This is a genomic window from Gracilibacillus sp. D59, assembly GCF_052246695.1.
Classification (GTDB): Bacteria; Bacillota; Bacilli; order Bacillales; family Amphibacillaceae; genus Gracilibacillus.
Window position 1 is genome coordinate 301,929 of record NZ_JBQQCK010000002.1, and the last position, 22,579, is coordinate 324,507.

Annotated in this window: 14 protein-coding genes and 1 pseudogene; 14 read left to right on the plus strand and 1 reads right to left on the minus strand. The window is 38.1% G+C overall.

Features of this window, described 5'->3' with window-relative positions; translation table 11 throughout:
* Positions 1-9 precede the first annotated feature (9 nt).
* From phnM to ACTWP4_RS04705, 3 genes are read left to right on the plus strand one after another with little or no spacing between them, the layout of a single operon-like run.
* Positions 10-1,200: a phosphonate metabolism protein PhnM gene (phnM, locus tag ACTWP4_RS04695; protein WP_443127604.1), complete on the plus strand. Its 1,191-nt coding sequence runs from the start codon at positions 10-12 to the stop codon at positions 1,198-1,200.
* A 2-nt stretch (positions 1,201-1,202) separates the two neighbouring features.
* On the plus strand, positions 1,203-1,925 hold the full coding sequence (phnL, locus tag ACTWP4_RS04700; protein ID WP_443127605.1) for a phosphonate C-P lyase system protein PhnL: 723 nt from the start codon (positions 1,203-1,205) through the stop codon (positions 1,923-1,925).
* The gene (locus ACTWP4_RS04705) at positions 1,915-2,736 is read left to right on the plus strand and encodes a PHP domain-containing protein (protein WP_443127606.1); all 822 of its coding nucleotides are present in this window, start codon (positions 1,915-1,917) and stop codon (positions 2,734-2,736) included. The genes phnL and ACTWP4_RS04705 overlap by 11 nt, the downstream gene beginning before the upstream one ends.
* A 291-nt stretch (positions 2,737-3,027) precedes the next feature.
* Here the strand turns inward: ACTWP4_RS04705 and ACTWP4_RS04710 are convergent, their stop codons facing one another.
* Positions 3,028-4,194, minus strand: coding sequence for a DUF4317 domain-containing protein (locus ACTWP4_RS04710; protein ID WP_443127607.1), 1,167 nt, complete (start codon positions 4,192-4,194; stop codon positions 3,028-3,030).
* A 308-nt stretch (positions 4,195-4,502) separates the two neighbouring features.
* Between ACTWP4_RS04710 and ACTWP4_RS04715 the strand changes: the two genes are divergently transcribed.
* The 11 genes and pseudogenes from ACTWP4_RS04715 (at position 4,503) to ACTWP4_RS04765 (ending at position 22,578) form a co-directional block, all read left to right on the plus strand.
* Complete coding sequence (locus ACTWP4_RS04715; RefSeq protein ID WP_443127608.1) at positions 4,503-7,688, plus strand: glycosyl hydrolase 53 family protein; 3,186 nt, start codon at positions 4,503-4,505, stop codon at positions 7,686-7,688.
* A 480-nt stretch (positions 7,689-8,168) separates the two neighbouring features.
* Positions 8,169-10,766 carry a phosphoenolpyruvate synthase gene (gene ppsA, locus ACTWP4_RS04720; protein ID WP_443127609.1) on the plus strand — a complete coding sequence of 866 codons (2,598 nt, stop codon included), beginning with the start codon at positions 8,169-8,171 and terminating at the stop codon, positions 10,764-10,766.
* 105 nt (positions 10,767-10,871) lie between these two features.
* Positions 10,872-13,181: an RNA polymerase recycling motor HelD gene (gene helD, locus ACTWP4_RS04725; RefSeq protein ID WP_443127610.1), complete on the plus strand. Its 2,310-nt coding sequence runs from the start codon at positions 10,872-10,874 to the stop codon at positions 13,179-13,181.
* A gap of 858 nt (positions 13,182-14,039) precedes the next feature.
* Entirely contained in the window at positions 14,040-14,552 is a 513-nt protein-coding gene (locus ACTWP4_RS04730; protein WP_443127611.1) for a D-glycero-alpha-D-manno-heptose-1,7-bisphosphate 7-phosphatase, read from the plus strand.
* An 87-nt stretch (positions 14,553-14,639) separates the two neighbouring features.
* The gene (locus tag ACTWP4_RS04735) at positions 14,640-14,990 is read left to right on the plus strand and encodes a hypothetical protein (protein WP_443127612.1); all 351 of its coding nucleotides are present in this window, start codon (positions 14,640-14,642) and stop codon (positions 14,988-14,990) included.
* Complete coding sequence (locus ACTWP4_RS04740) at positions 14,962-15,897, plus strand: hypothetical protein (protein WP_443127613.1); 936 nt, start codon at positions 14,962-14,964, stop codon at positions 15,895-15,897. Before ACTWP4_RS04735 ends, ACTWP4_RS04740 begins: the two co-directional genes overlap by 29 nt.
* Before the next feature lie 16 nt (positions 15,898-15,913).
* Positions 15,914-16,504, plus strand: coding sequence for a DJ-1/PfpI family protein (locus tag ACTWP4_RS04745; RefSeq protein WP_443127614.1), 591 nt, complete (start codon positions 15,914-15,916; stop codon positions 16,502-16,504).
* A 39-nt stretch (positions 16,505-16,543) separates the two neighbouring features.
* Entirely contained in the window at positions 16,544-17,251 is a 708-nt protein-coding gene (locus tag ACTWP4_RS04750) for an SAM-dependent methyltransferase (RefSeq protein WP_443127615.1), read from the plus strand.
* 97 nt (positions 17,252-17,348) lie between these two features.
* Positions 17,349-18,257: pseudogene (locus ACTWP4_RS04755) on the plus strand (IS1380 family transposase); the annotation flags it as partial.
* Between the two features lie 572 nt (positions 18,258-18,829).
* A complete protein-coding gene (locus ACTWP4_RS04760; protein WP_443127928.1) occupies positions 18,830-20,659 on the plus strand; it encodes a fibronectin type III domain-containing protein in 1,830 nt (609 codons plus the stop codon).
* 488 nt (positions 20,660-21,147) lie between these two features.
* On the plus strand, positions 21,148-22,578 hold the full coding sequence (locus tag ACTWP4_RS04765) for an alkaline phosphatase PhoX (RefSeq protein WP_443127616.1): 1,431 nt from the start codon (positions 21,148-21,150) through the stop codon (positions 22,576-22,578).
* Position 22,579 lies beyond the last annotated feature (1 nt).

Here is a 22,579-nt window from a genome sequence, read left to right on the forward strand (position 1 = left end):
CCGATAACATTGTACATTATTCATAATGGAAAGGTAATAACGGAGAATACCATATTAGAAAATCATGCCGTAGTGGTAAAAGGTGATGCCATTCATGCAATCATTCATGAAGGGGAGGTAAGTAATTATAAAGAGGCGCGATTAATCAATGCTAACGGTGGTTATATTTCCCCTGGATTTATTGATATTCATTCTGATTATATTGAGTCGGTGGTATCCCCAAGACCTTCAAGTGTAATGGATTTTAATCTTAGTTTAAGAGAAGCAGAGAAGATTTTAATTAGTCATGGAATCACTACAATGTTTCACTCACTTTCTTTTTATCGTAAAGAAAAAGTTACCCGCAAACACATTCGTTATCCTGATAACATGCAGCAAATGGTTGATACGATCCATCAGGCACATCATCAACTGCACATGATTCGCCATAGATTACATGCCCGGTTTGAGCTAGATAATATTCAAGGAATTGATCAGCTAGTGGATAACATTCAGGAAGATAAAGTTCACTTGCTATCATTTATGGATCATACACCTGGCCAAGGCCAGTATCGTAATTTAGAAATTTACCGGGAAAATATCAAAGTCCATCGCAATATTTCAGATGAAGAAGTAAATGTATTGATTGCTGAAAGAACAAGTAACGAACTGTTAACGATGGAAAAAATAACAGAGGTAGCCGAGTTAGCTCAAGCTAAAGGAATTGCGATTGCCTCCCATGATGATGATCATGTCAAAAAGCTGGAGTTGGTGAAATCGTACGGAACGACAATAAGTGAATTTCCGATCACACTTGATGTAGCAAGAGCAGCAAAACAACAAGGACTTCATACTATTGTCGGGGCACCAAATATATTATTAGGTGGTTCTCATTCTGGTAATCTTTCCGCCACAGAAGCGATAGAGTATGGCTATGCCGATATTTTATGTAGTGATTATTATCCAGCTGCATTGCTTCATGCCATTTTTCAATTACATGATAAAGGCGAGGATTTACACAAGATGTTTATGATGGTGACATTGAATCCGGCTCAGGCGGTCGCAATGGATGATGAGATTGGCTCGATTAAACCAGGAAAGAAAGCGGACTTACTTGTTATCGAACGTATGGAGGATAGCTATCCAATGCTTACTAGTACCATGGTAAATGGCGAGTTAATGACAACGATGAATTATCGTATGAATGAGAAGGAGGTATAAGCATGACAATATTAGAAGTGAATGGATTTGGTAAGGCTTTTACCATTCATCACCTAAATAAAACGATTCCTGCTGTTGATAACATCCAATTTTCGATGGACTCTGGGGAGTTTATCGGAATCATTGGAAAGAGTGGTAGTGGCAAGTCTACCATTTTAAAAAGTATTTACCGAACCTATCTGCCGGATGCTGGCGAAATTATTTATCATTCCAAACAATTAGGCAAAATTGATCTAGCTCAGGCAACAGAACGAGAAATGATTTTCTTACGTAAAAATGAAATTGGTTATGTATCTCAATTCTTAAATGTAATGCCGAGAACGACCTGTCGAGAGCTTGTTCAGAACGCGTTATTGGAAATGGGCGAAACGAAAGATAAAGCTCGTACAGAAGCAGAAAAAGCATTAACCCATTTCGAAATGGATCCGGCATTGTGGGATAGTTATCCGAATACCTTTTCTGGCGGTGAAAAGTTAAGATTAAATATTGCAATGGCCACTGTTAAAAAGCCGCGGTTGTTACTGCTTGATGAACCAACTGCCAGCTTGGATCAACAATCAAAAATTAAGGTGCGGGAGATGATTGAAAAACTAAAGCAACAAGGTACAACATTAGTCGGTATCTTTCATGATATTGAATTTATGGAAGGATTGTGTGATAAAGTATTCGATATGAAAACCAATAGACTATCGGTAGCGGTAGAAGGTGTTTTGCATGAAGGCTGACTTACATGTACATAGTCATTATTCTGATGGTTCAGATTCTGTAGAAGAGTTGTTGAAACAAGCAGCAAAAGAAGGTGTAACTCATATAAGTATTGTAGATCACGATACAGTTTCGGGGTGGCCAGAAATTCAAGCATCTGGGAAGAAATATGGAATTGATGTTATCCCAGGCATTGAGATCTCCGCCTATGATTATAAGCGTAATAGAAAGGTTCACGTGTTAGGTTATCATTACCGAAAAGATGCACCAAATATTCATAACTTATGTGCCCCGTTATTAAAACAGAGACATGAGAATTCACTCTGGCAAATCGAACAAATTCGTTCATTAGGTTATCGTATTGATCCAAATGAAATTGCGATGACAGCAAAACCATCACAGACTATCTACAAGCAACATATTATGCGTCATATCACCACGGAATCTTACACTTCAGAGGATTATAAAAAAATATATCAAGCATTATTTAAGGGTGAAGGAGTTGCGAAAAGAGACATTACATATGTAGACGTATTTGATGCAGTAGAAGCAGTTGTCTTAGATGGCGGTATTGCTGTTGTTGCTCATCCAGGTCAATTAAATTCCTATGATGTCATCCCTGATTTGGTCGGAATAGGTTTAGGAGGCATTGAGTTAGCCCATCCTGATCACACAGAAACAGATCATCAGCGAGTAATAGAACTGGCTGATCAATATAAACTTCTCAAAACAGGCGGAACAGATTATCACGGAGAATTTGGAATAGAAATTGGAATAGGAGATTTACTAAGCCCGGAATTACCTTCTGCCCATTTTGTTCAATCCAAGTAGTCAAATAGATAAAATGCAGATAAACAACAAATCTAAGTAGTGGCGCTGAAGATTTGTAGAAAAAACGCAGATAAACGACAAATGTAAGTAGTAACGCTGGAGATTTGTAGGAAAAACGTAGATAAACAACAAATGTAAGCAGTAATGCCAAAGATTTGTAGATAAAACACAGATAAACAACAAATCTCAGCAATCATGCCAAAGATTTGTTGTTTATGATCATCTTATTCCAATAAGTTTGAAAAAAAGAAGCTTTGGCGGTGAAAACGAGTGATTACCACCTTAGAAGCATTATTTAAAAGCCTCTGGAATCATAGTAAACCCGTCAATAACAGTATCTTCTTCTACTTCTATCATTAAGTAACGTCTACCGTCTAACGTCACTTGTCTAACGTGGCGTAATTCCTCAGGACTGACCGCAATATTAGCTACTTTTGTATTGATTTTAATCGATTTAGATGAATACTTCGGCACAATATTACGCGCTTTTAACTCATAGTTAGTATCATCGATCACGTTTTTAAAAGCTGTTTCCATTTTCTCCGTATCAACATCTTCTACACCACTGGATTTTAACACTTGCTCTACATCTTTATAATCCAATGTTGGTGTTTCTTCCTCATCATTATCCTCTGTCATACGATGAATTTCTTCATAGACGTTTGCGAGTGTTGCTGTATTAATTTGATGGCCGACAGCATCACGAACGACCTCTTCAAAGACAATTTTATCTTCTTTTGCTGTCATCGTTTCTTCTGCATTTAATACATCTTCCACGAATGCTTCATCCGGTTCGTTTGCCTTACCTGATGCATAAAGAACGTGATTCACATCAGCAGCATTGTCGGTAAAGCAAGGGAATAAAAACCCCCCGATCGGTGCGTTTAAATTAATAACCGGATCCACCACTACATTGTATTTAAATGCTTTTTCTACATAATCAAAATGTAATTCTTTTTTTGGATCTTGGGTTTTGTTAATACTGCATAGAATAAACGAATGGGAATAAACCGAGTCACGATCACTTTCTTCCGTTTCCTCATTACTCCGTTTCATCGGTTTTAAGTATTCTCCACGAATAAAGGTCACGACAATATCCATCTCATATTGCCTGTCCTGCAGCATTTTCTCGACTATTTGTAGCATTTGGTCTTTCCAGTCTTCGCTTTCGGCTGTTAATAATCCTTTATGCAGAATAAGCTGAGTCGGATTATCCACATCAGATTGAAATTTCAGTTCAAAGAGCTTTTCATCCAATTGGCCTGTTAATACTTTTTTGAAATTGGTCATAAATAACTCTTTTTCATCTTCGTCAAGCATGTCGAAAACCTGACTTTGCTGGTGGTAGATATCACTTGATTCCTTCATAATATAAACATTAAAAATCTCATGAATTTTCATTAAATCATTATCTATTTTGAACTGCTTACGAATATTTGCGATGTCTTTTTTGTTCATTTAAGTATCTCCCTTACATCATTTCTCTCCATACATCACTATATCATGTTTCACTTTTTGTTGATACTATCTAATAATCTTAAAAAGGATTTCATATTCTGAAAGTTTAGCAGAAGAATTTAATATATTAATCATAGTGAAAACGCTTTATAATTACAGGTGGTAAGTTAATAAAAATAATTTATCACGGTGCTAATCGTCCGTAAAACCCCACTTCATGGTTCGAGTAAATCAAAGAAGTTAAGTGAGAGATAACGGGCGCTAACACCCTGATAAGTCTCACTTTATAAAGAAGGAGGAAGTTGATTTTGTTAAAAAAAGCAGGGATAGTATGTTTGGCGTTGCTACTGGTCGTTAGCATGTTCCCGTTCGTTGCAAGTGCAAACGTGGAGGCTGCATCACAGGATAATTTATTAACAAATGGCGGTTTTGAAACCGACTTATTTGAAGATAGGTCTTGGACTGTTGATGAAATTAATTGGGATGGGGTCACACTAAATTCCGCTCATACTGATGCATATGAAGGGAATTTTTCTTTTAATTATTGGGTAAATGAAACAGGGAGCGAGGGACAGTCTTTTACGATAACACAATCCATTTCCGATCTACCGCCGGGTAAGTATGCCTTATCTGTTCAATCTATGGGAGGAACGGATGGGGAAGCTGGAACAGTAAAATTATTTGCTGGTGATCATACTTCGGAAGCTGTTGCAACTACCGGTTGGGACAACTGGGAGGAAGTCAGATTGCTATTTGAGGTTGGGGAAAATGCTGCTGACTTTCAATTAGGAGCTACTATAACTGGTGAACCAAAAGCATGGGGATATTTAGATAATTTTCGTTTAGTATCTTTAGAAGATAGTGGTGAAGAAGTTCCAGAACCAGTTGAAGCAGATATATTTGTAGAGAGAGTCGATGGTCTGGGCGAGGATTTTATCAAAGGTGTCGATGTGTCTAGTATTCTTGCTTTAGAAGATAGTGGGGTTCCATTCTATAACGAAGCTGGACAAGAACAGGATATTTTTACAACGCTTGCCGATGCGGGTGTGAATTATGTACGTGTGCGTGTTTGGAATGATCCATATGATGCAGAAGGTAATGGCTATGGTGGCGGAAATAATGACGTAGCCAAGGCTATCGAAATTGGAAAAAGAGCGACAGAAAACGGTATGAAGCTATTAGTCGATTTCCATTACTCTGATTTCTGGGCGGATCCTGGTAAACAGCAAACACCCAAAGGATGGGAGGGATTAAGCTTTGAAGAAAAGAAATCTGCACTATATAACTTTACAAAAGATAGTTTAAAACAAATGAAAGATGCTGGTGTCGATGTAGGCATGGTACAGATCGGTAACGAAACGAATAATGCCATGGCTGGAGAAACGAATTGGACAAATATTTCTCAGTTATTTAATGAAGGAAGTAAGGCAGTACGAGAAATAGACTCTGAGATTCTGGTAGCTTTACATTTCACGAATCCAGAAACGACTGGAAGATATGATAATATTGCTTCCATGCTTGAAGAGAATAATGTAGACTATGATGTTTTTGCCAGCTCATATTATCCTTTCTGGCATGGTACACTAGATAATTTAACCGCGGTATTAAAAAACGTGGCCGATAATTATGATAAGCAGGTCATGCTTGCTGAAACTTCCTATACGTATACAAGTGAAGATGGGGACGGTCATGGAAATACCGCACCACAAGATTCTGGACAAACGATTAATTATCCAGTTTCTGTTCAAGGACAAGCTACAGCCGTACGTGATGTATTTGAAGCGGTAGCAAATGTTGGTGATGCAGGAATTGGTGTGTTTTATTGGGAGCCGGCATGGATCCCGGTAGGCGACCCGGATAATATTGACTGGGAACACAATCAAGAGTTGTGGGAAGAGTATGGATCTGGTTGGGCCACCAGTTATGCAGCAGAATACGATCCTGAAGATGCTGGGGAATGGTATGGAGGTAGTGCAGTAGATAATCAGGCGTTATTTGATTTTCATGGACATCCATTACCATCGTTAAACGTATTTAAATATATAGATACAGGTGCTGTAGCGCCATTGAAAATTGATCAGGTCAATGACATATCTGTAACGGTCACGCTCGGAGAAAAAGTCGAGCTACCTGAAAGTGTAACAGCAGTGTATAATGATGGAAGCGAAAAGACCGTAGCAGTTACTTGGAATCAGGAACGAATAGACCAAGCTATAGCAAGCGGTGAAGGCTCTTATACGATCGATGGCGAGATAGAAGGCGAATTTACTGTACAAGCTAATCTTACTATTGAACCAGAAAATTTTGTATCCAATCCAAGTTTTGAGGAAAGTGACACAAATGTGTGGGAGGTCAATTTCCCTGATGGAGTAGAACCACACGCATCTGTAAAAGAAAATCGCTCGAACTCAAGAACAGGTGATTATTCGCTTGATTTTTGGTCAGATGCTCCGATAGATTTTGAAGTAACACAAACCATTACGAATTTAGAACCAGGATATTATCATTTATCCATGTTTATTCAAGGTGGAGACGCTACTGAATCTGATATGCAGCTATTTGCGAACACTTCAGATGAGCAATACCAGACAGAAACGCATGTAGAAGGCTGGGCAAACTGGGTTCAATCCGAGATTGGTGAAATTCTAGTTACAGACGGTTCCATCACTATTGGGGCAAGTATTAAAGCTAGTGCTGGGGCATGGGGAACACTGGATGATTTCTATCTCACACGAGTCGGGGATTATCAAGAACCAAATCAAGAGCCAAAACCTGATCTGAAACCAGAACCGAAACCAAAACCAGAAGATCCTGAGCCAACCCCACAACCCGAAAGCGATGAAAAAACAGTGTCTGATATAGATGATCTAGAAACAGTATCAAAAGATCTCTATATAGTGAAGAACGAACAAAGAACTACTGCGATACAGCGGGATGTGGTGGAACAACTGGATAATGAGGCAAAAATTGAATTAACCTATAAAGATATAAAGGTAAGTCTTCCTGTCGCTATTTTAAAAGGTAAAGGAGATATTGCGTTTGAATTTGCTGAGGTACCTGAAGACATTCAAGCTCAGCATAAGGAAAGTTTAAGTGAGCTAATCGATTTCAAGTTAACGGCAGATGGTGAGAAGATAGATTTTGATCAGCCAGTGACCATAACGTTTACGGTTGACTCTGCCAAGGTAACGAACTGGGATGATCTTAAAGTATTCTATATTGATGAAGATGGTGTGAAACAAGAAGAAGTGGAAGTCATCGATTATGATAGTAAAACGGGAGAAGTGACAGCTAATGTAGATCACTTTAGTATTTATGGTGTGTTTGAGCTTGCAGATGCAGACTCTCCCCCTGCTGTTTCTAATGATCCAATTGGCGAAAAATTGCCAGATACAGCAACAAACCAATTTAATTGGATTGTATTAGGCATTACCTTTATTTTGATAGGCCTCAGTACGATTTTCATAATGCGAAAAAGAAAAATATATGAATGAAAAATACCCTTTAGTCAAATGTTGGCTAAAGGGTATCTCTTAGGTATAAAGATGTCTGTGATACTTATGAAAGTCAGCTATCGGTTTCTCTTAAATGGAGGGAACGAAAAAAGCTCAATTTCTTAATGTTTATACTAAGAAATTGAGCTTTGTTTTGTGAAATAGTTTAAAGTTGTAACATTATGTTCCATTATAGTGCACATCGTATAAAAAAATATATTGATAAACATGATAAACTGTGGTAAATTTATATAGATGCACATTTATAATTTTATTATGTATAAATATCCGTACTTTAATTATACACCACAAAGTTCTCTTTAGTCAACCCCTATTTTTATTTTTAAAAAGGAGTGTTTGATATGAACATATAATTTCGCCAGGAGCAGGAGTGAGTGACGGTGTAATTGGTTGATCAGATGAGCAATTTTTGTCATATGATTCGTCTTGGTGCTGAGAGATAAATTGGGAGGGGAAGAAGTGAAACCATATGTACTAGAGTTTCGTGAGGTCGATAAAACGCAACATTTGCTCGTCGGAGGAAAAGGATTGAATTTAGGGGAACTCTCTAAGGTTCATGGAATACAAGTGCCGGAAGGATTTTGTGTTACAACAGAAGCTTATCAAAAAGCCCTCGAACAAAATGAAGTCTTCCGAGCATTGTTAGATCAATTGACACTACTAAAAGTAGAGGATAGAGATCAAATTGGTAAAATAAGCAGGAAGATTCGTGAAATCATTATGGAAGTAGACATTCCTTCCGATGTTGTGAAATCAGTTGCTTACCACCTCTCGCAGTTTGGCGATGAAGATGCATATGCAGTGCGTTCTAGTGCGACAGCTGAAGATTTACCACGCGCTTCTTTTGCTGGTCAACAGGATACCTATTTAAATATCGTCGGAAAAGAAGCGATCTTACAGCATATCAGCAAATGTTGGGCTTCCCTTTTTACAGATCGTGCGGTTATCTACCGGATGAAAAATGGGTTTGACCACAGTCAAGTTTATTTATCCGTTATTGTTCAAAAGATGGTTTTCCCGCAAGCATCAGGGATTTTATTTACCGCTGATCCGATTACTTCTAACCGGAAGCTACTGTCAATCGATGCCAGTTTTGGACTTGGAGAAGCACTGGTCTCTGGCTTAGTATCTGCCGATTGTTATAAGGTGCAGGAAGAGGAAATCGTCGATAAGATGATAGCAACCAAAAAATTGGCTATCTATGGATTAAAAGAAGGCGGTACGGAGACACAACAGATCGGTTCTGATCAGCAAAATGCTCGAACACTTACTGACCAACAAATTTTACAACTAGCACGTATCGGAAGACAGATTGAAGCTTATTTTGGCTGCCCGCAAGATATCGAATGGTGTTTAGTTGATGAAACATTTTATATTGTCCAGAGCCGTCCAATCACTACGCTTTTCCCGATCCCTGAAGCAGGAAAGACCCAAGAAAATCACGTCTATTTATCTGTTGGTCATCAACAAATGATGACAGACCCTATGAAACCATTGGGAATGTCTTTATACCTGTTAATAACTCCTGCACCTATGTGTAAAGCCGGTGGGAGGTTGTTTCTTGATGTTGCGCCTAGGCTGGCTACACCTGTCGGTCGGGAAACTCTATTAAATACCGTGGGATCCGATCCGCTCATAAAAGGTGCACTCATGACCATAATAGAGCGAGATTTCATAAAATTGTTACCAAATGATCAAACAGCACCGATTCCCAACAGAAGTGATTCAGATATGCTGGCACAAATTGAAAACAATCCGAACATCGTTTCTGATTTGATTAAGAGTAATCAAGCATCGGTAGAAGAGTTAAAACAAAACATCCAGACGAAATCAGGATCGGATTTATTAGATTATATTCTAGAAGATATCCAGCAATTAAAGAAGATCTTATTTGACTCAAGAAGTACGGCTGTGTTTATGACTGCCATAAATGCTTCATTATGGATCAATGAAAAAATGAACGAGTGGTTAGGTGAAAAAAACGCAGCAGATACGCTTTCTAAATCGGTACCCAACAATATTACTTCAGAAATGGGTCTGGCATTAATGGGTGTCGCCGATGTGATTCGTCCTTATCCGGAAATCATTGATTATTTACAGCATGTAAAAGATGATAACTTTTTGGATGAACTGGTTAAGTTCGAGGGTGGACAGGAAGCTCAAGACGCAATCTATGCTTATCTCAATAAATACGGAATGCGATGCGCCGGAGAAATCGATATTTCTAAAACGCGTTGGAGTGAAAAACCAATTACACTGGTTCCCATGATTCTGGGTAACATCAAAACCTTTGAGACTAATGCCGGCAATCGAAAATTTGAGAAAGGTCGCCAGGAAGCTTTGGAAAAAGAACAAGAGTTATTAGCTCGATTAATCCAATTGCCGGATGGTGAACAGAAAGCTGAAGAGACAAAGCGAATGATCCGCCGAATTCGGAATTTCATCGGTTATCGTGAATATCCAAAATACGGTTGGATTAACCGCTATTTCATTTATAAGCAGGCTTTAATGAAAGAAGCGGAACAGCTCGTGCAAGCTGGCGTTATTCATGACAAAGAAGAAATATTTTATCTCACTTTTGATGAACTTCACGAAGCAGTACGTACAAAAAAATTGGATTATCAGATCATCAGCAAACGAAAAGACGACTACAAATTATATGAAAAACTAACTCCCCCACGTGTTATTACTTCTGAAGGTGAAATCATTACTGGTGAGTACAAACGAGAAAATGTTCCAGCCAATGCGATTGTAGGTCTACCTGTTTCTTCCGGAGTTATAGAGGGGAGAGCACGTGTGCTCTTACACATGGAAGATGCCGATCTTGAAGATGGAGATATATTAGTAACTTCCTTTACAGACCCTGGTTGGACACCATTGTTTGTATCCATTAAAGGTCTCGTCACCGAAGTTGGTGGCCTGATGACTCATGGAGCAGTTATCGCACGTGAATATGGCTTACCAGCAGTTGTCGGGGTGGAAAATGCTACGAAGCTGATTAAGGATGGACAAAGGATCAGGGTGAATGGAACAGATGGGTATATAGAAATACTATAATCCATTGCTTGTGGGAACAATAATAGACACTGCAATCAGGACGTACATTTGAGATATTAGGTTAATAGTTAAAGTTAGTATTATATGTTAAATGGGGGATGTTTGGTGAGTAAAGAAAATGAAAATCGAGAAACGGAACAACATCGTGTGAATTATGTAATTGAGGAGATCGATCAGCGACAGGAAAAATTAAATGCAAAATTATCTAGCCTAAAAGAAAGTGTTATCAATTTGCGTCAAAACTTTTGGGAAGATGTGAGCGTAAACTTGGAAGAACCTGATGATGTCATCGAAACACATGCGAGTATTAAGCAGCAAGCAGAATTATTATCCGAACGAGAACAAATCCATGGAAAAATAGATGAAGAGTTAAAGACGTTAGAAAAATTGAAAAACAATCCCTATTTTGGACGTATTGATTTTCAAGAGGATGGCGAATCAACTAGTGAACCAATCTATATCGGTATTGCTTCATTAATGGACCATAACGATGAGGAATTCCTTGTATACGATTGGCGAGCACCGATTTCCAGTCTTTATTATGATTACTCCTCTGGCAAGGCTCAATACCAAACAATCGATGACACCATTACAGGTGAGATGACGTTAAAACGGCAATTTATCATCCGTAACGGTGTCATTAAAGGGATGTTTGATACGGGAGTCACCATAGGCGATGAAATGTTGCAGCAAGCGCTTGGAAATAATGCCAGTACCACGATGAAAAGTATTGTGTCTACCATCCAAAAAGAGCAAAATAAAATTATCAGGGATGAACAGCATCGCTATCTAGTTGTCCAAGGGGTGGCAGGAAGCGGTAAAACATCTGCAGCATTGCAACGTATTGCTTATTTATTGTATCGATATCGCGAGACGTTAAATAAGGATAATGTTGTCTTATTCTCACCAAACCCGCTATTTAGCAGTTATGTTGTCAATGTACTACCTGAACTTGGGGAAGCGAATGTGCGGCAAACAACATTTTATGAATACCTTGTGGACAAAATTGGAAATAAGCTAACCGTTGAGTCACCATTTCAGCATATGGAAGCTGAATTGACAGGAATACGTGACGCGCATTATCGTATGAAAAGAGCGTGTATTGACTATAAATCAAGTATAGACTTTAAACAACATTTGGATGAATACATGTCAAGTTTGGCTAAAGGTGGATTGCTGTTTAAAAATGTCTTATTCCGCAAACGGGTGCTTGTCACTAAAGAACAAATTCGAGACTATTTCTATTCTTTGGATCCGACTGTTTCGATTCCGAACAAATTGGAACTTGTTGCAAAATGGCTTTTGCGTGAAATACAAAAGCAACAGCAGGAAGAAAAAAACAAGGATTGGGTTATGGAGCAGATTGAGTTATTAGACAAAGAGGAATATTTACAGGCGCATTACCGTATGCAAGAACAGGATCCGAACGAATTAACTGCAGGAGAAACAGAGGAGGGTTTTCTGCGTCAAAAAGTCGTAAAAAAAGCTTTTTCGAGTTTGAAAAAAAGGATAAAGCAATTTCAATTTGTTCATATTTTAAAAACGTATAAGAAGTTTTTTACCGATTGGACTCTAGAGAATGCACCCGAAGGTTGGGATGATATAAGAGAGTGGACGATTAAAGATCTTTCCAACGGGTACTTGGCGTGGGAAGAGGCTATTGCATATCTATATTTTAAAGTCCGTATATTAGGAGATACTGCTGACCGGTCAGTACGCCATTTGCTTATTGATGAAGCGCAGGATTATTCTCCATTTCAGTTTGCTTATATCAAGGAACAGTTTCCTTATACAAGAATGACCCTGCTAGGGGATATTAACCAGGCAATTTATACCCATGCCATTCAAGGAAGTCCGCTTGTACCGAGTGATGAAGATGGAAGTTACGAACGAATTGTTTTGACCAAGAGTTATCGGTCAACCAAACAAATCGTCGACTTCACAACCTATTTTGCCCCAGAGGGTGAAATGATTGAGCCGTTTAACAGGGAAGGTCAGAAACCCGAGTTGCTTATCCATCAAGGAAATAAAGTCGCGACATTACTTGCCAAAATAAAGGCATTGCAGGATAACGGCCATGAAACAATCGCGCTTATTTGTAAGACACAGCGAGAATGTGATGAGATGCTTGCTCTGCTGAGTGATTCGCTATCGGTTACCAACATAAATGAGGAAACGCGTTCCTACCAAAAAGGAATTTTGTTGCTACCGGTTTATTTGGCCAAAGGGATTGAATTTGATGCAGTTGTTATTCCTGATGCCTCAGAAGCAATGTATGCAGGCGAAGCAGAACGAACTCTTTTTTATACCGCTTGTACGAGGGCGATGCATGAATTGGTGATGTTAGCAGATAGAAAACGAAGCCCGTTTATATTAGAGGTACCGGAAGATAAATATGTGGTGAACATTGATTAAGGATTTCTTGTGTCTCTGAAAGTTGATTAATGATAAGTAAAAAATAAGCACCGTGCCAGTTGTGATTTACTTACTGGTACAGGTGCTTTTAATTAATTGGGAATCCCAGTATTAAATGAATTAGTTTAGCATGCAATAGGTAGCGATAGCCAGTGCCCTTTCATAATTAGTGTGAAACAGGGTATAAATTTGCCGAAAAGATATGGATTTTTATGGTAAAATAAATGTAAATCGATGCAGTTAATATCAATATAAATTTAATTCAAAAAAGAGAGTAATATGAGTTATTTTTTAAGTTTTGTTTTATCACAGTGGTAACCGTCTGTAAGACCCCGACCTCACGCTTCAAGTAACACAAGGAAGCTTGAAGTCGTGGATAACAGACGCTAACACCCTGATAAGTTTCACTAATCATAGTCTCATTTTATCTGTTGTTCTTACTACTTTGTCCTATTTTTTAGGCTGTCAATTAATCACCAATGATATATCTATCTGGCAATCTATTGTCATCGGTTTTTCAGTAGTTTCGTTAGGAGACTTACAGAAAACTTAGGCGCTCCAATATGGTTAATTGTGTTAGTACCATTCCCGATTGGTATGTTGCTACTGTATTTATTTTAAAATCAATCACTCTATATTTGGCTTCTTACATACATAACAGTTTTAGCTCTGTACACAGTTATCCACGTCAGAGTTTCGTTTTTAAATTCCATTCCTTAATTCCAGAATGGAGATTATCATAATTAGTTAAACAACTAGATAATTAAAGTTTTTATTTTATTTATTATGGTGTATGTGTTTAAGGTATGGACGATGTCTATAGTTTTTGTTCATTCCGTTAGGTTAGGGGGAGAAGGGTTGAAAGTTGCATTCTTTGATAGGGATGGCACAATCATTGAAGATTATCCTGATCATAAATGGAGTAGCGTAGAGAACCCAGTATTTATAGAAGGGGCTGTAAATACACTGAAAGAAGTCATACGGAAGGGTTATAAAATAATTATCATTACAAACCAATATATTATTAACGAAGAATATATTACGATGGACCAATACCATCATATTACAAACCAAATGATAAATAGTTTAAAACGTGAAAACATTGAAATTCTTGATATTTATTTTTGCCCGCACGGTAAAAGCGAAGGATGTAATTGTATAAAACCAAACATAGGGATGATTGAGCAAGCAATGCGAAAATATCCAGAAATTAATTTAGAAGAATCCTTTATGATTGGTGATTCAGTAGATGATATAAAATTAGCTATTAATATGGGAATCAAAGGTTTTGGAATCGATATAGGTGTTGAGTTTCAAGAAGATAACATATATCAATTGAAAACCGTAAAGGATTTACCAACATATATTTAAAGCAGAGAATAAATCTTGTAGTGAGAAAGCAGTAACGAGTAGTGTGAAATTTCAAGATACCAGAGCAAGAAAATGTGGAGGTAGTTTGTGAAAAAATTAAATAAGAAATTTCTAAAGTGGAGTTGTCTTTTTTGTATCGTGCTAACGTTATTTATCCCTAGTGATTTTGCAAGTGACAATGATTGGTGGGGCACTTACCATTTTGGTTTTCCATTAGAGTATATAACGATTTATCAGCATAACCCATACAGTAGCTGGTTATTGTCTAACATATTTAATGGAAATAAAGGCATGCATATTAATCTCGGTGGTTTACTCTTAAATATGCTCATTATTGTTCTAGTGCTTCAAGTTCTATTAAAAAGATTGGTACAAAAAGACCAAAACAAATTCGAGGGGAGTTTTTCAAATGAAACTAACCAAACAATCAATAGGTAAGTCGAGTGCGTGGATAAAACGAAATGTCAGACCGTTAGAGGCTGCACGTTGGAGATATCTGTTTGAAGACGAACCCCGTCACGACGTTCTTCATTATTTATCTGCCTTTCAAAATGAAGACGGAGGCTTTGGTCATGGTATTGAACCAGATTTTTGGACTCCAGATTCGTCCCCAATGGCTACCTGGGCAGCTGGTAAAATTTTAATGGAAATAGGAGCCAGATCTGACGAAGCAATTGTACAATCTATGCTTGCGTATTTATCAAAAACCTGTAATGAAAGTACGGGAATTTGGTCATCGGTTTTGCCTGAAAACAATCAACATCCCCACGCACCATGGTGGCATTGGAAAGAGGGAGTACAAGATAACTGGATGTTCAATCCTAGTGCAGAGTTAGCTGGTTTCTTCATTCATTGGTCCCCAGATAATAGTGAAACAGCACAGTTAGGTTGGAAATTGATAGATAAGGCAATGGATCACTTGATGAGTAGTGATCAAATGGACAGTCATGAGATCAATAATTATCAGCAATTATTGAAAATCATCGCTATGTATAATGATGACCATTTACTAAGAGATGCCTCGGATAAAATAAATACACTAATCGAAAAGTGTGTCGATAGGGATGTTTCAGCATGGTCAACTGGTTATAAACCTCTGCCACTTGATTTTATTGATAGTCCGGAGCATCCGCTTTATGAAGATATGAGCGATTTAGTAGAGCAGAATTTGAACTTTTATATAGAGCAACTTTCTGAGGAAGGTACTTGGGATATTCCCTGGCAATGGGGAAGCTATCCTGAAGAATTTGCTGTTGCCAGAAGGAATTGGAAAGGAATCATGCTGATCGATAGGTATAAAATTTTTAAGTCATTCGGACTTTTAGACGATATAGAAAATCTATAAAGTAGGCGGGATAAACATGAGTTCTTGGAGAGTAGGAATTTTTATTTTTAATGATGTGGAAGTGTTGGATTTTGCAGGTCCATTTGAGGTTTTTTCTGTTACAACAATAGAAAGTGAACATAAACCATTTAAGGTTGAAACTGTATCTGAAAAAGGTGATTTAGTTTACGCTCGGAATGGTTTAAAGGTACAGCCTGATTATAGTTTTGCCAACATGCCAGACTTTGATATTTTAATTATCCCTGGCGGCTTAGGTGCAAGGGAACGAGAAATACATAATCCTAATGTAATAAACTGGATTGCAGATGAGATGAAAAAAGTTCAGTTAATGACTTCGGTATGTACTGGATCATTACTGCTAGCTAAAGCAGGATTATTAAAGGGAAAAAGTGCAACAACGCATTGGTCTAGTCTTGAACGGTTTCGATCGGAGTTCCCTGAAACGGAAGTGATAGAAGGAGTAAAATTTGTTGATGAAGGAAATATCGTAACATCTGGCGGAATATCAGCGGGAATTAATATGTCCTTTCATATTGTAAAACGATTGCTTGGTTCTAAGGTAGCCAATAATACGGCAAAAAGAATGGAATACGATATTGTTATGTAACGATTGTATGAAAAGAAGTAAATAATAGGAGAAATGTAGATGAGTAAAACTGATCAAAATACAAAGTTAGATTTAAATAGAATAATATTTATCGGCAGGACCTATCAAGAATATCTCAAAATGTTTTCGCTTTCGGAATCTGACCTCCAAGGAAAGCAAATACTTGATTGCCCAGGAGGAGCATGTTCGTTTACTGCAGTCGGTAACAAATTAGGGTTGGATATAACAGCTTGTGATATTGCATATGATCATTCAGTCGAAAGTTTAAAACAAAAAGGTCTTCAAGATATCGAACACGCAATGGAGCATATGGAGAAGGCAAAAAGTAATTATAAGTGGGATTATTTTAAAGATATAGAAGGACTGAGGAAAAGTCGGTTAAGTGCGTTGCATGATTGTACGAACGATATGGAAAATTCAAATGACAGGTATATTGCTGTTAATCTGCCAACCTTACCGTTTAAGGGTGGTGAGTTTGACATTTTGCTATCTGCACATTTCTTGTTTATGTATGCCGATCAATTAGATTATTCCTTTCATATCGAAACATTAGATGAATTATTAAGGGTGACGAAAGAGGAAATTCGTATTTTTCCGTTAATTGATTTGGCAGGAAAACGTTATGAGCACTTAGATAAAATAATAAGTTATCTTACTGCTGAGGGTTGTGAAGTAGAAGAGGTAAACGTTCCATATGAATTTCAAGCAAGTGCTAACTCGATGTTGAAAATCAAGGTGAAAAGGTGAGTGATTGAGATGCTAGGTGTTAATAAGGGTAATATAAAATTAGTTACTCACTCGACTAATTGGAAAAACTTATTTGCAGTAGAGAAGGAATAAGGGTAACCAAGAGCTTTTGGATAAAATACATCAAGTTCGAGAGTCAAAGGCACTTATCTTTGATTTGGATTCCACTCATGCCGATACATATGGTGGACAGGATTCCGCAGCGTACAATACCCATTATGGTACAGTCGGTTTTCACCCATTGGTTGCGTTCGATGGTATAACAGGCGATTTTATGAAGGCTAAACTAAGAACAGGCAATGTTTATACCTCCAATGGAGTGGTGGATTTTATACAACCTCTCATCGAACATTATAATGAAACGTTTCCAGAGATAACCCCATTCCTACGTGGAGATAGTGGTTTTGCTGTCCCGGCCTTGTCTGATTTATGTGAAGATGAATTGGTCTATTACGTCATTCGCCTGAAATCCAACACAAACTTGCAGCGATTGGCAGATGAACTGCATCCTTCCACTGCGCCATCTGATGTGACAAAGGCAGAATGCTATGATGAGGAAACCGAATACCAAGCGAAATCATGGTCCAAACCGAGAAAAGTGATCATACAATCGGTTCGTCCAGCAGGTGAATTGTTTTTCACCCATGCTTTCTTTGTGACCAATTTAATTGATGCTTTTACACCAGAAGCTATTGTTCGTTCCTATCAAAAAAGAGGAACAATGGAAAACTATATCAAAGAAGCGAAAAATGGCTTCTTTTTCGATAAAATGAACAGCCATTCTTTTCAAGTGAATGAGGTAAAGATGATGTTAAGTTTGTTGGCATATAACTTAACGAACTGGCTAAGCACATTATGTTTTCCTGATGAGAAAAAGAACATGCAAATTCAAACGATCAGAACGAAGCTCATTAAAGTAGCAAGCAAATTAGTCCGATCAGGGCGATCCCTGTACTTTAAATTAGCTTCTAGTTTCGTCTATGTATCCTTTTTTTGGGACGTGCTAACTACAGCTAGAATGAATATCCGTCATTTCTATTTATTTTACATTTTATTGAAAACCTATCCAAAAACCAAGGGAGTAGTCTGTCCAAAAATAATCATTTTCTAGCAGTCACTGTGTCCTTTTTCAAACATGGTGAAATTATCAGATGATTCTTGCAGAAAAAATAAAAATAGCATCGATTGGGGTTTCATTCCTGCTTTAACTTTGAGGTATGAATAATTCAGGATTAATTTAGTTGAAGATTAAACTATATGAATAGATTTTGAATAGATTTGAGTGTCAGGCACTAAAAAGGACATATGTCTTTTCCAAGTGCCTGACACGTTATTTTCATAGAATTTAATAGTCTAATTTTCCCTACTATTCTATCTCTTAACAATAGATTAACACTACTCTAACATTCCGTCTGTATAATTAGTACCGAATAATAAATAGGAGGTACGGATATGAAAAAGAGTTTAGTATTACGTGGGCTAGCATTTTCAACGATTGCTTCTTTACTAGTTACAAGTCCACTAGTTACAGATGGGGCTGTTGGAAATAAAAAGTTGAACCAAGTAGGTTAAGAGTCAATATTACGTGAACCAGAAACGGGATTCCGGGTACTACCATACTTACAATCTCCTACTAGCACTTCTATGACTATTAACTGGATATCAGAGTTGAATAAATCTGGAAAAGTAATTGTAGCAGGTAGGGGAGTAAAGGCGCAAAAGCGTACTTCTACGCCACAGTATATGGAATTAATGGAGTACACAGAAAAGGAACTAGATCAAGAACTGAAGTATGATAGTGGCAATGGTGTAGAGGAAACTATTACGAAAGGCTCATGGCTCGAATCGGATTCCAACTATAAGCACTCTGTCACAATTAATGGATTAAGACCAAATACAAAATATCAGTTTACAGTAAAACAAGGAAAGAAAACTTTTACTTCTTCCTTTGAAACATATCCAGAACGTGAGGATTGGGAGGAGTTAACGCTAGTCGCTTTTTCTGATACGGAAACAGAACCAAAAGGCGCACTAGAACATCGTGAATGGGAATTACATACAGTGAATCCTTATGCTCCGGGTTCGGAGGAACGCCCAGGTGTAGGATCTGCTTTTGATCAGAAATTTGGTAATAAAACACGGAATGGAATGTTTCAAGTCCGTTACCCTTTAGTTCAGAAAACTGCTTTAAACGAAAACTTAGCACATATCGAAACTGTAGACCCAGATGCTTTAATTATTGCTGGGGATTTAGCGCAAGGTTCAGGGTACCAACCTGCCTGGGATGAGTTTTGGCGTCACTTTGCAGGTGAATATACAGATATCGCTTCTACTACGCCACTATTACCAGCTCTAGGAAACTGGAAAACTTATGCATCTATTAATGGTGGTTATGGTAGTGCTGAAGATCGCAAACCAGCAGTAATTTCTCGTAATAGGTACCATGAATACTTCGATACTTCTGGTGACGCGGATAATCCGCAGTACAAAGATTCCTATTACAGAACAGATATCGGACCAATTACTTTATTAACTTTGGATTCGACCAATGGAATTCCTGATGAATACGCTGGAAAAACATTAACGGGTGAAAAGTATGGTGAAAATGATACTGTATTAAACGAATCGGTATGGGCTGAGCAAGGAGTAATTGGTGATCCGCTCATCACTACAGATACACAAGGTCAATTTACAGCTGAAAATTATAACGATGCTTACACAAAGTTATTTGAAGGAAAGACAACAGCGGATACTGATTTACCAAACTTTAATCCGGGCACGGAGCAATACAAGTGGGTAGAAGAACAATTACAAGATGCACGTGAAAAAGGACAAATTATCTTAGTTCAATTCCACCATGCTGCATACTCTAGCGGTGTTCACGGTGCACCACCAAATCACGACCACGCAGACAACCAATCTGGTGTAGCAATGCGCGTCTATTCCCCTATGTTTGAGAAATATGGTGTAGCTACTGTTATTTCAGGACATGATGAAATGTTTGAACGTAGCTGGGTAGATTTGGATGGTGATGGCAGTGGTTTCCATTCTTATGATGTAGGTGTTGCAGCTGATGGATTACGCGGTGAAAAGATGATTGAGGATGAAAATGGTAATTATGTGCCGCAAGACTTCAATACTTATACACAATGGAGCGCAACCAATGATGAGCCAGAACTTTGGGAAACAAATGAAAATGGAGTGAAGCATTTAATTGACGGTGGTTTACATTACGGTCATTTACAAATGGACTTCGTAAAGACTGAAGAAGGTGCTGAATTAACATTATCACCAGTGTATATCTTCCCAATATTGGATGATAATTATGACTTAGTTCGTACAGAGCGCCGTGTATATGATGATGTGCAAAAGATTTATTTCGATGAGAATGGTAATGTAATTCAATAAATAATAAACATCAAAAGTGTCAGGCACTAAAAAGGACAGATGTCTTTTTCTAGTGCCTGACACCTTTTTTCGAAAATGAATTTATAGTGTCAAGCACTAGACAAGGACATTTATCTCTTCAAAGTGCTTGGCACTTTATTTTTAAAACATTTTTTATTGTGTTGCGAACGAACGTTCTTGTAAATATGAAGGAAATGAAGTAATAAAAAGAGGCGAATCGATGTTATTTCGTATCCTCTATCTATTGTTATTTATTTTTGCGATTTAAAAGAAAGTTATGTATGACATACAGATTTGAGTGTCAGGCACTTGAAAAGGACATTTGTCTTTTCCGAGTGCCTAACACTTTTACTTTGGAACCAGTTGCCCGATTCTTAAACATTCTTAACATATTTTAATTGAATATTTACAAAATTCTGGTTCTAACTTAATAATTTTCCTTTAATCTATTACTAGATTTATAAATAAATAGATGGGGAGAGATGAAGATGACTGAACAAAATTCTAAGAATGGGTTGAACAGAAGAGATTTCTTAAAAGCGGGAGGAATGAGCGCACTTGCCCTTACTGTTGGTTCTACTGGAGTAATGGGGCTTGGTTCACAAGCACTTGCGGACTCTAAAGATAATCCAACTAGTGGATTTGGTGGGTATGGACCTTTGGTTCCGGATCCGAATGGTATTCTTGATCTCCCAAAAGGCTTTCATTACAAAATTATCTCCAAAGAAGGCGACTTGATGACTGACGGAACCGAAATCCCTGGAGCATTCGATGGAATGGCAGCATTTGAAGGACCAAACAATACAACTATTCTTGTACGTAATCATGAATTATCCAGTGGTCCAGCATTTGGAAAAAATCCTTATGATTCGAATGCTAAAGGTGGTACAACGGCTTTAAAAGTAGGCGCAAATCGTGAAGTAATCGAAGAATATGTTACCTCTTCAGGTACAATTAGAAATTGTGCTGGCGGAGCGACACCTTGGGGTACTTGGCTAACTTGTGAAGAAACCCGTTCTGAGGGACACGGATATGTATTCGAAGTTGACCCGTCACAACCGGAGAGCGATATGACCAAAACTCCAATTAAGGAAATGGGACGCTTTTCTCACGAAGCTTGTGCTATTGATCCATCGACAGGTTATGTGTACTTAACTGAGGATGCAAGTCCAAGCTACTTCTATCGTTTTATTCCAAATGACACTAGCCAAAAATCAGGTTCGTTACAAAAAGGCGGAACACTTTATGCTGCTGCGATCGAAGCAGTAACCGATCCAGCCGCAAGCACATTTAAAACTGGACAAACATTTCAAATCGTTTGGAAGGAAGTAGATCCTCATTGGTGCCGCGAGGACGCTGAAAAACAAAACTGCATTCAGTTCTCTAGACTTGAGGGAGCGTTCTTCCAAGAGGGTGTTTTCTGGTTCGATGATACCTCTGCTGGCGATAAAAAACTTGGACGCGTATATCGTTATATTCCTCACACGAATACGTTGGAGCTTTTCTATGAGGGGAATAATGCACGAAATATGGAGTATCCAGATAATATCTGCTGTACTCCTTGGGGCGACCTTTGGTTTGCGGAAGATGGTAGAGGCCAAGATCGACTGTTGGGAATTACCCCTGAAGGGAAAGTTTATCCATTTGCAGCAAATCGTCTAAGTGGCGCAGAATTAGCAGGACCAATATTTTCGTCTGATGGAAATACACTTTTTCTCAATATTCAAAGTCCAGGCAAAACCTTTGCCATTTGGGGACCGTTCCAACGCAGAAACGCTGCGCGCGCAAGAGAAATGTCCTTTGCTGCTCCAGCCAATCTTGCACCGCAAGTTTCGGAACAAGTAGCTAAGGCTGCCGAGGTACAGGGTATGTCCGTCCTAGAAGCTGCTGCATTTGAGCGCCATGGAGTAAAAATGTAAT

What these genes read in the sequence shown, in the direction of transcription:
- phnL (WP_443127605.1), top strand. Translation starts at nt 1,203, where the DNA reads ATGACAATATTAGAAGTGAATGGATTTGGTAAGGCTTTTACCATTCAT.
- ACTWP4_RS04705 (WP_443127606.1), top strand. Translation starts at nt 1,915, where the DNA reads ATGAAGGCTGACTTACATGTACATAGTCATTATTCTGATGGTTCAGAT.
- ACTWP4_RS04710 (WP_443127607.1), bottom strand. Translation starts at nt 4,194, where the DNA reads ATGAACAAAAAAGACATCGCAAATATTCGTAAGCAGTTCAAAATAGAT.
- ACTWP4_RS04740 (WP_443127613.1), top strand. Translation starts at nt 14,962, where the DNA reads ATGAAACTAACCAAACAATCAATAGGTAAGTCGAGTGCGTGGATAAAA.
- ACTWP4_RS04745 (WP_443127614.1), top strand. Translation starts at nt 15,914, where the DNA reads ATGAGTTCTTGGAGAGTAGGAATTTTTATTTTTAATGATGTGGAAGTG.
- ACTWP4_RS04750 (WP_443127615.1), top strand. Translation starts at nt 16,544, where the DNA reads ATGAGTAAAACTGATCAAAATACAAAGTTAGATTTAAATAGAATAATA.
- ACTWP4_RS04765 (WP_443127616.1), top strand. Translation starts at nt 21,148, where the DNA reads ATGACTGAACAAAATTCTAAGAATGGGTTGAACAGAAGAGATTTCTTA.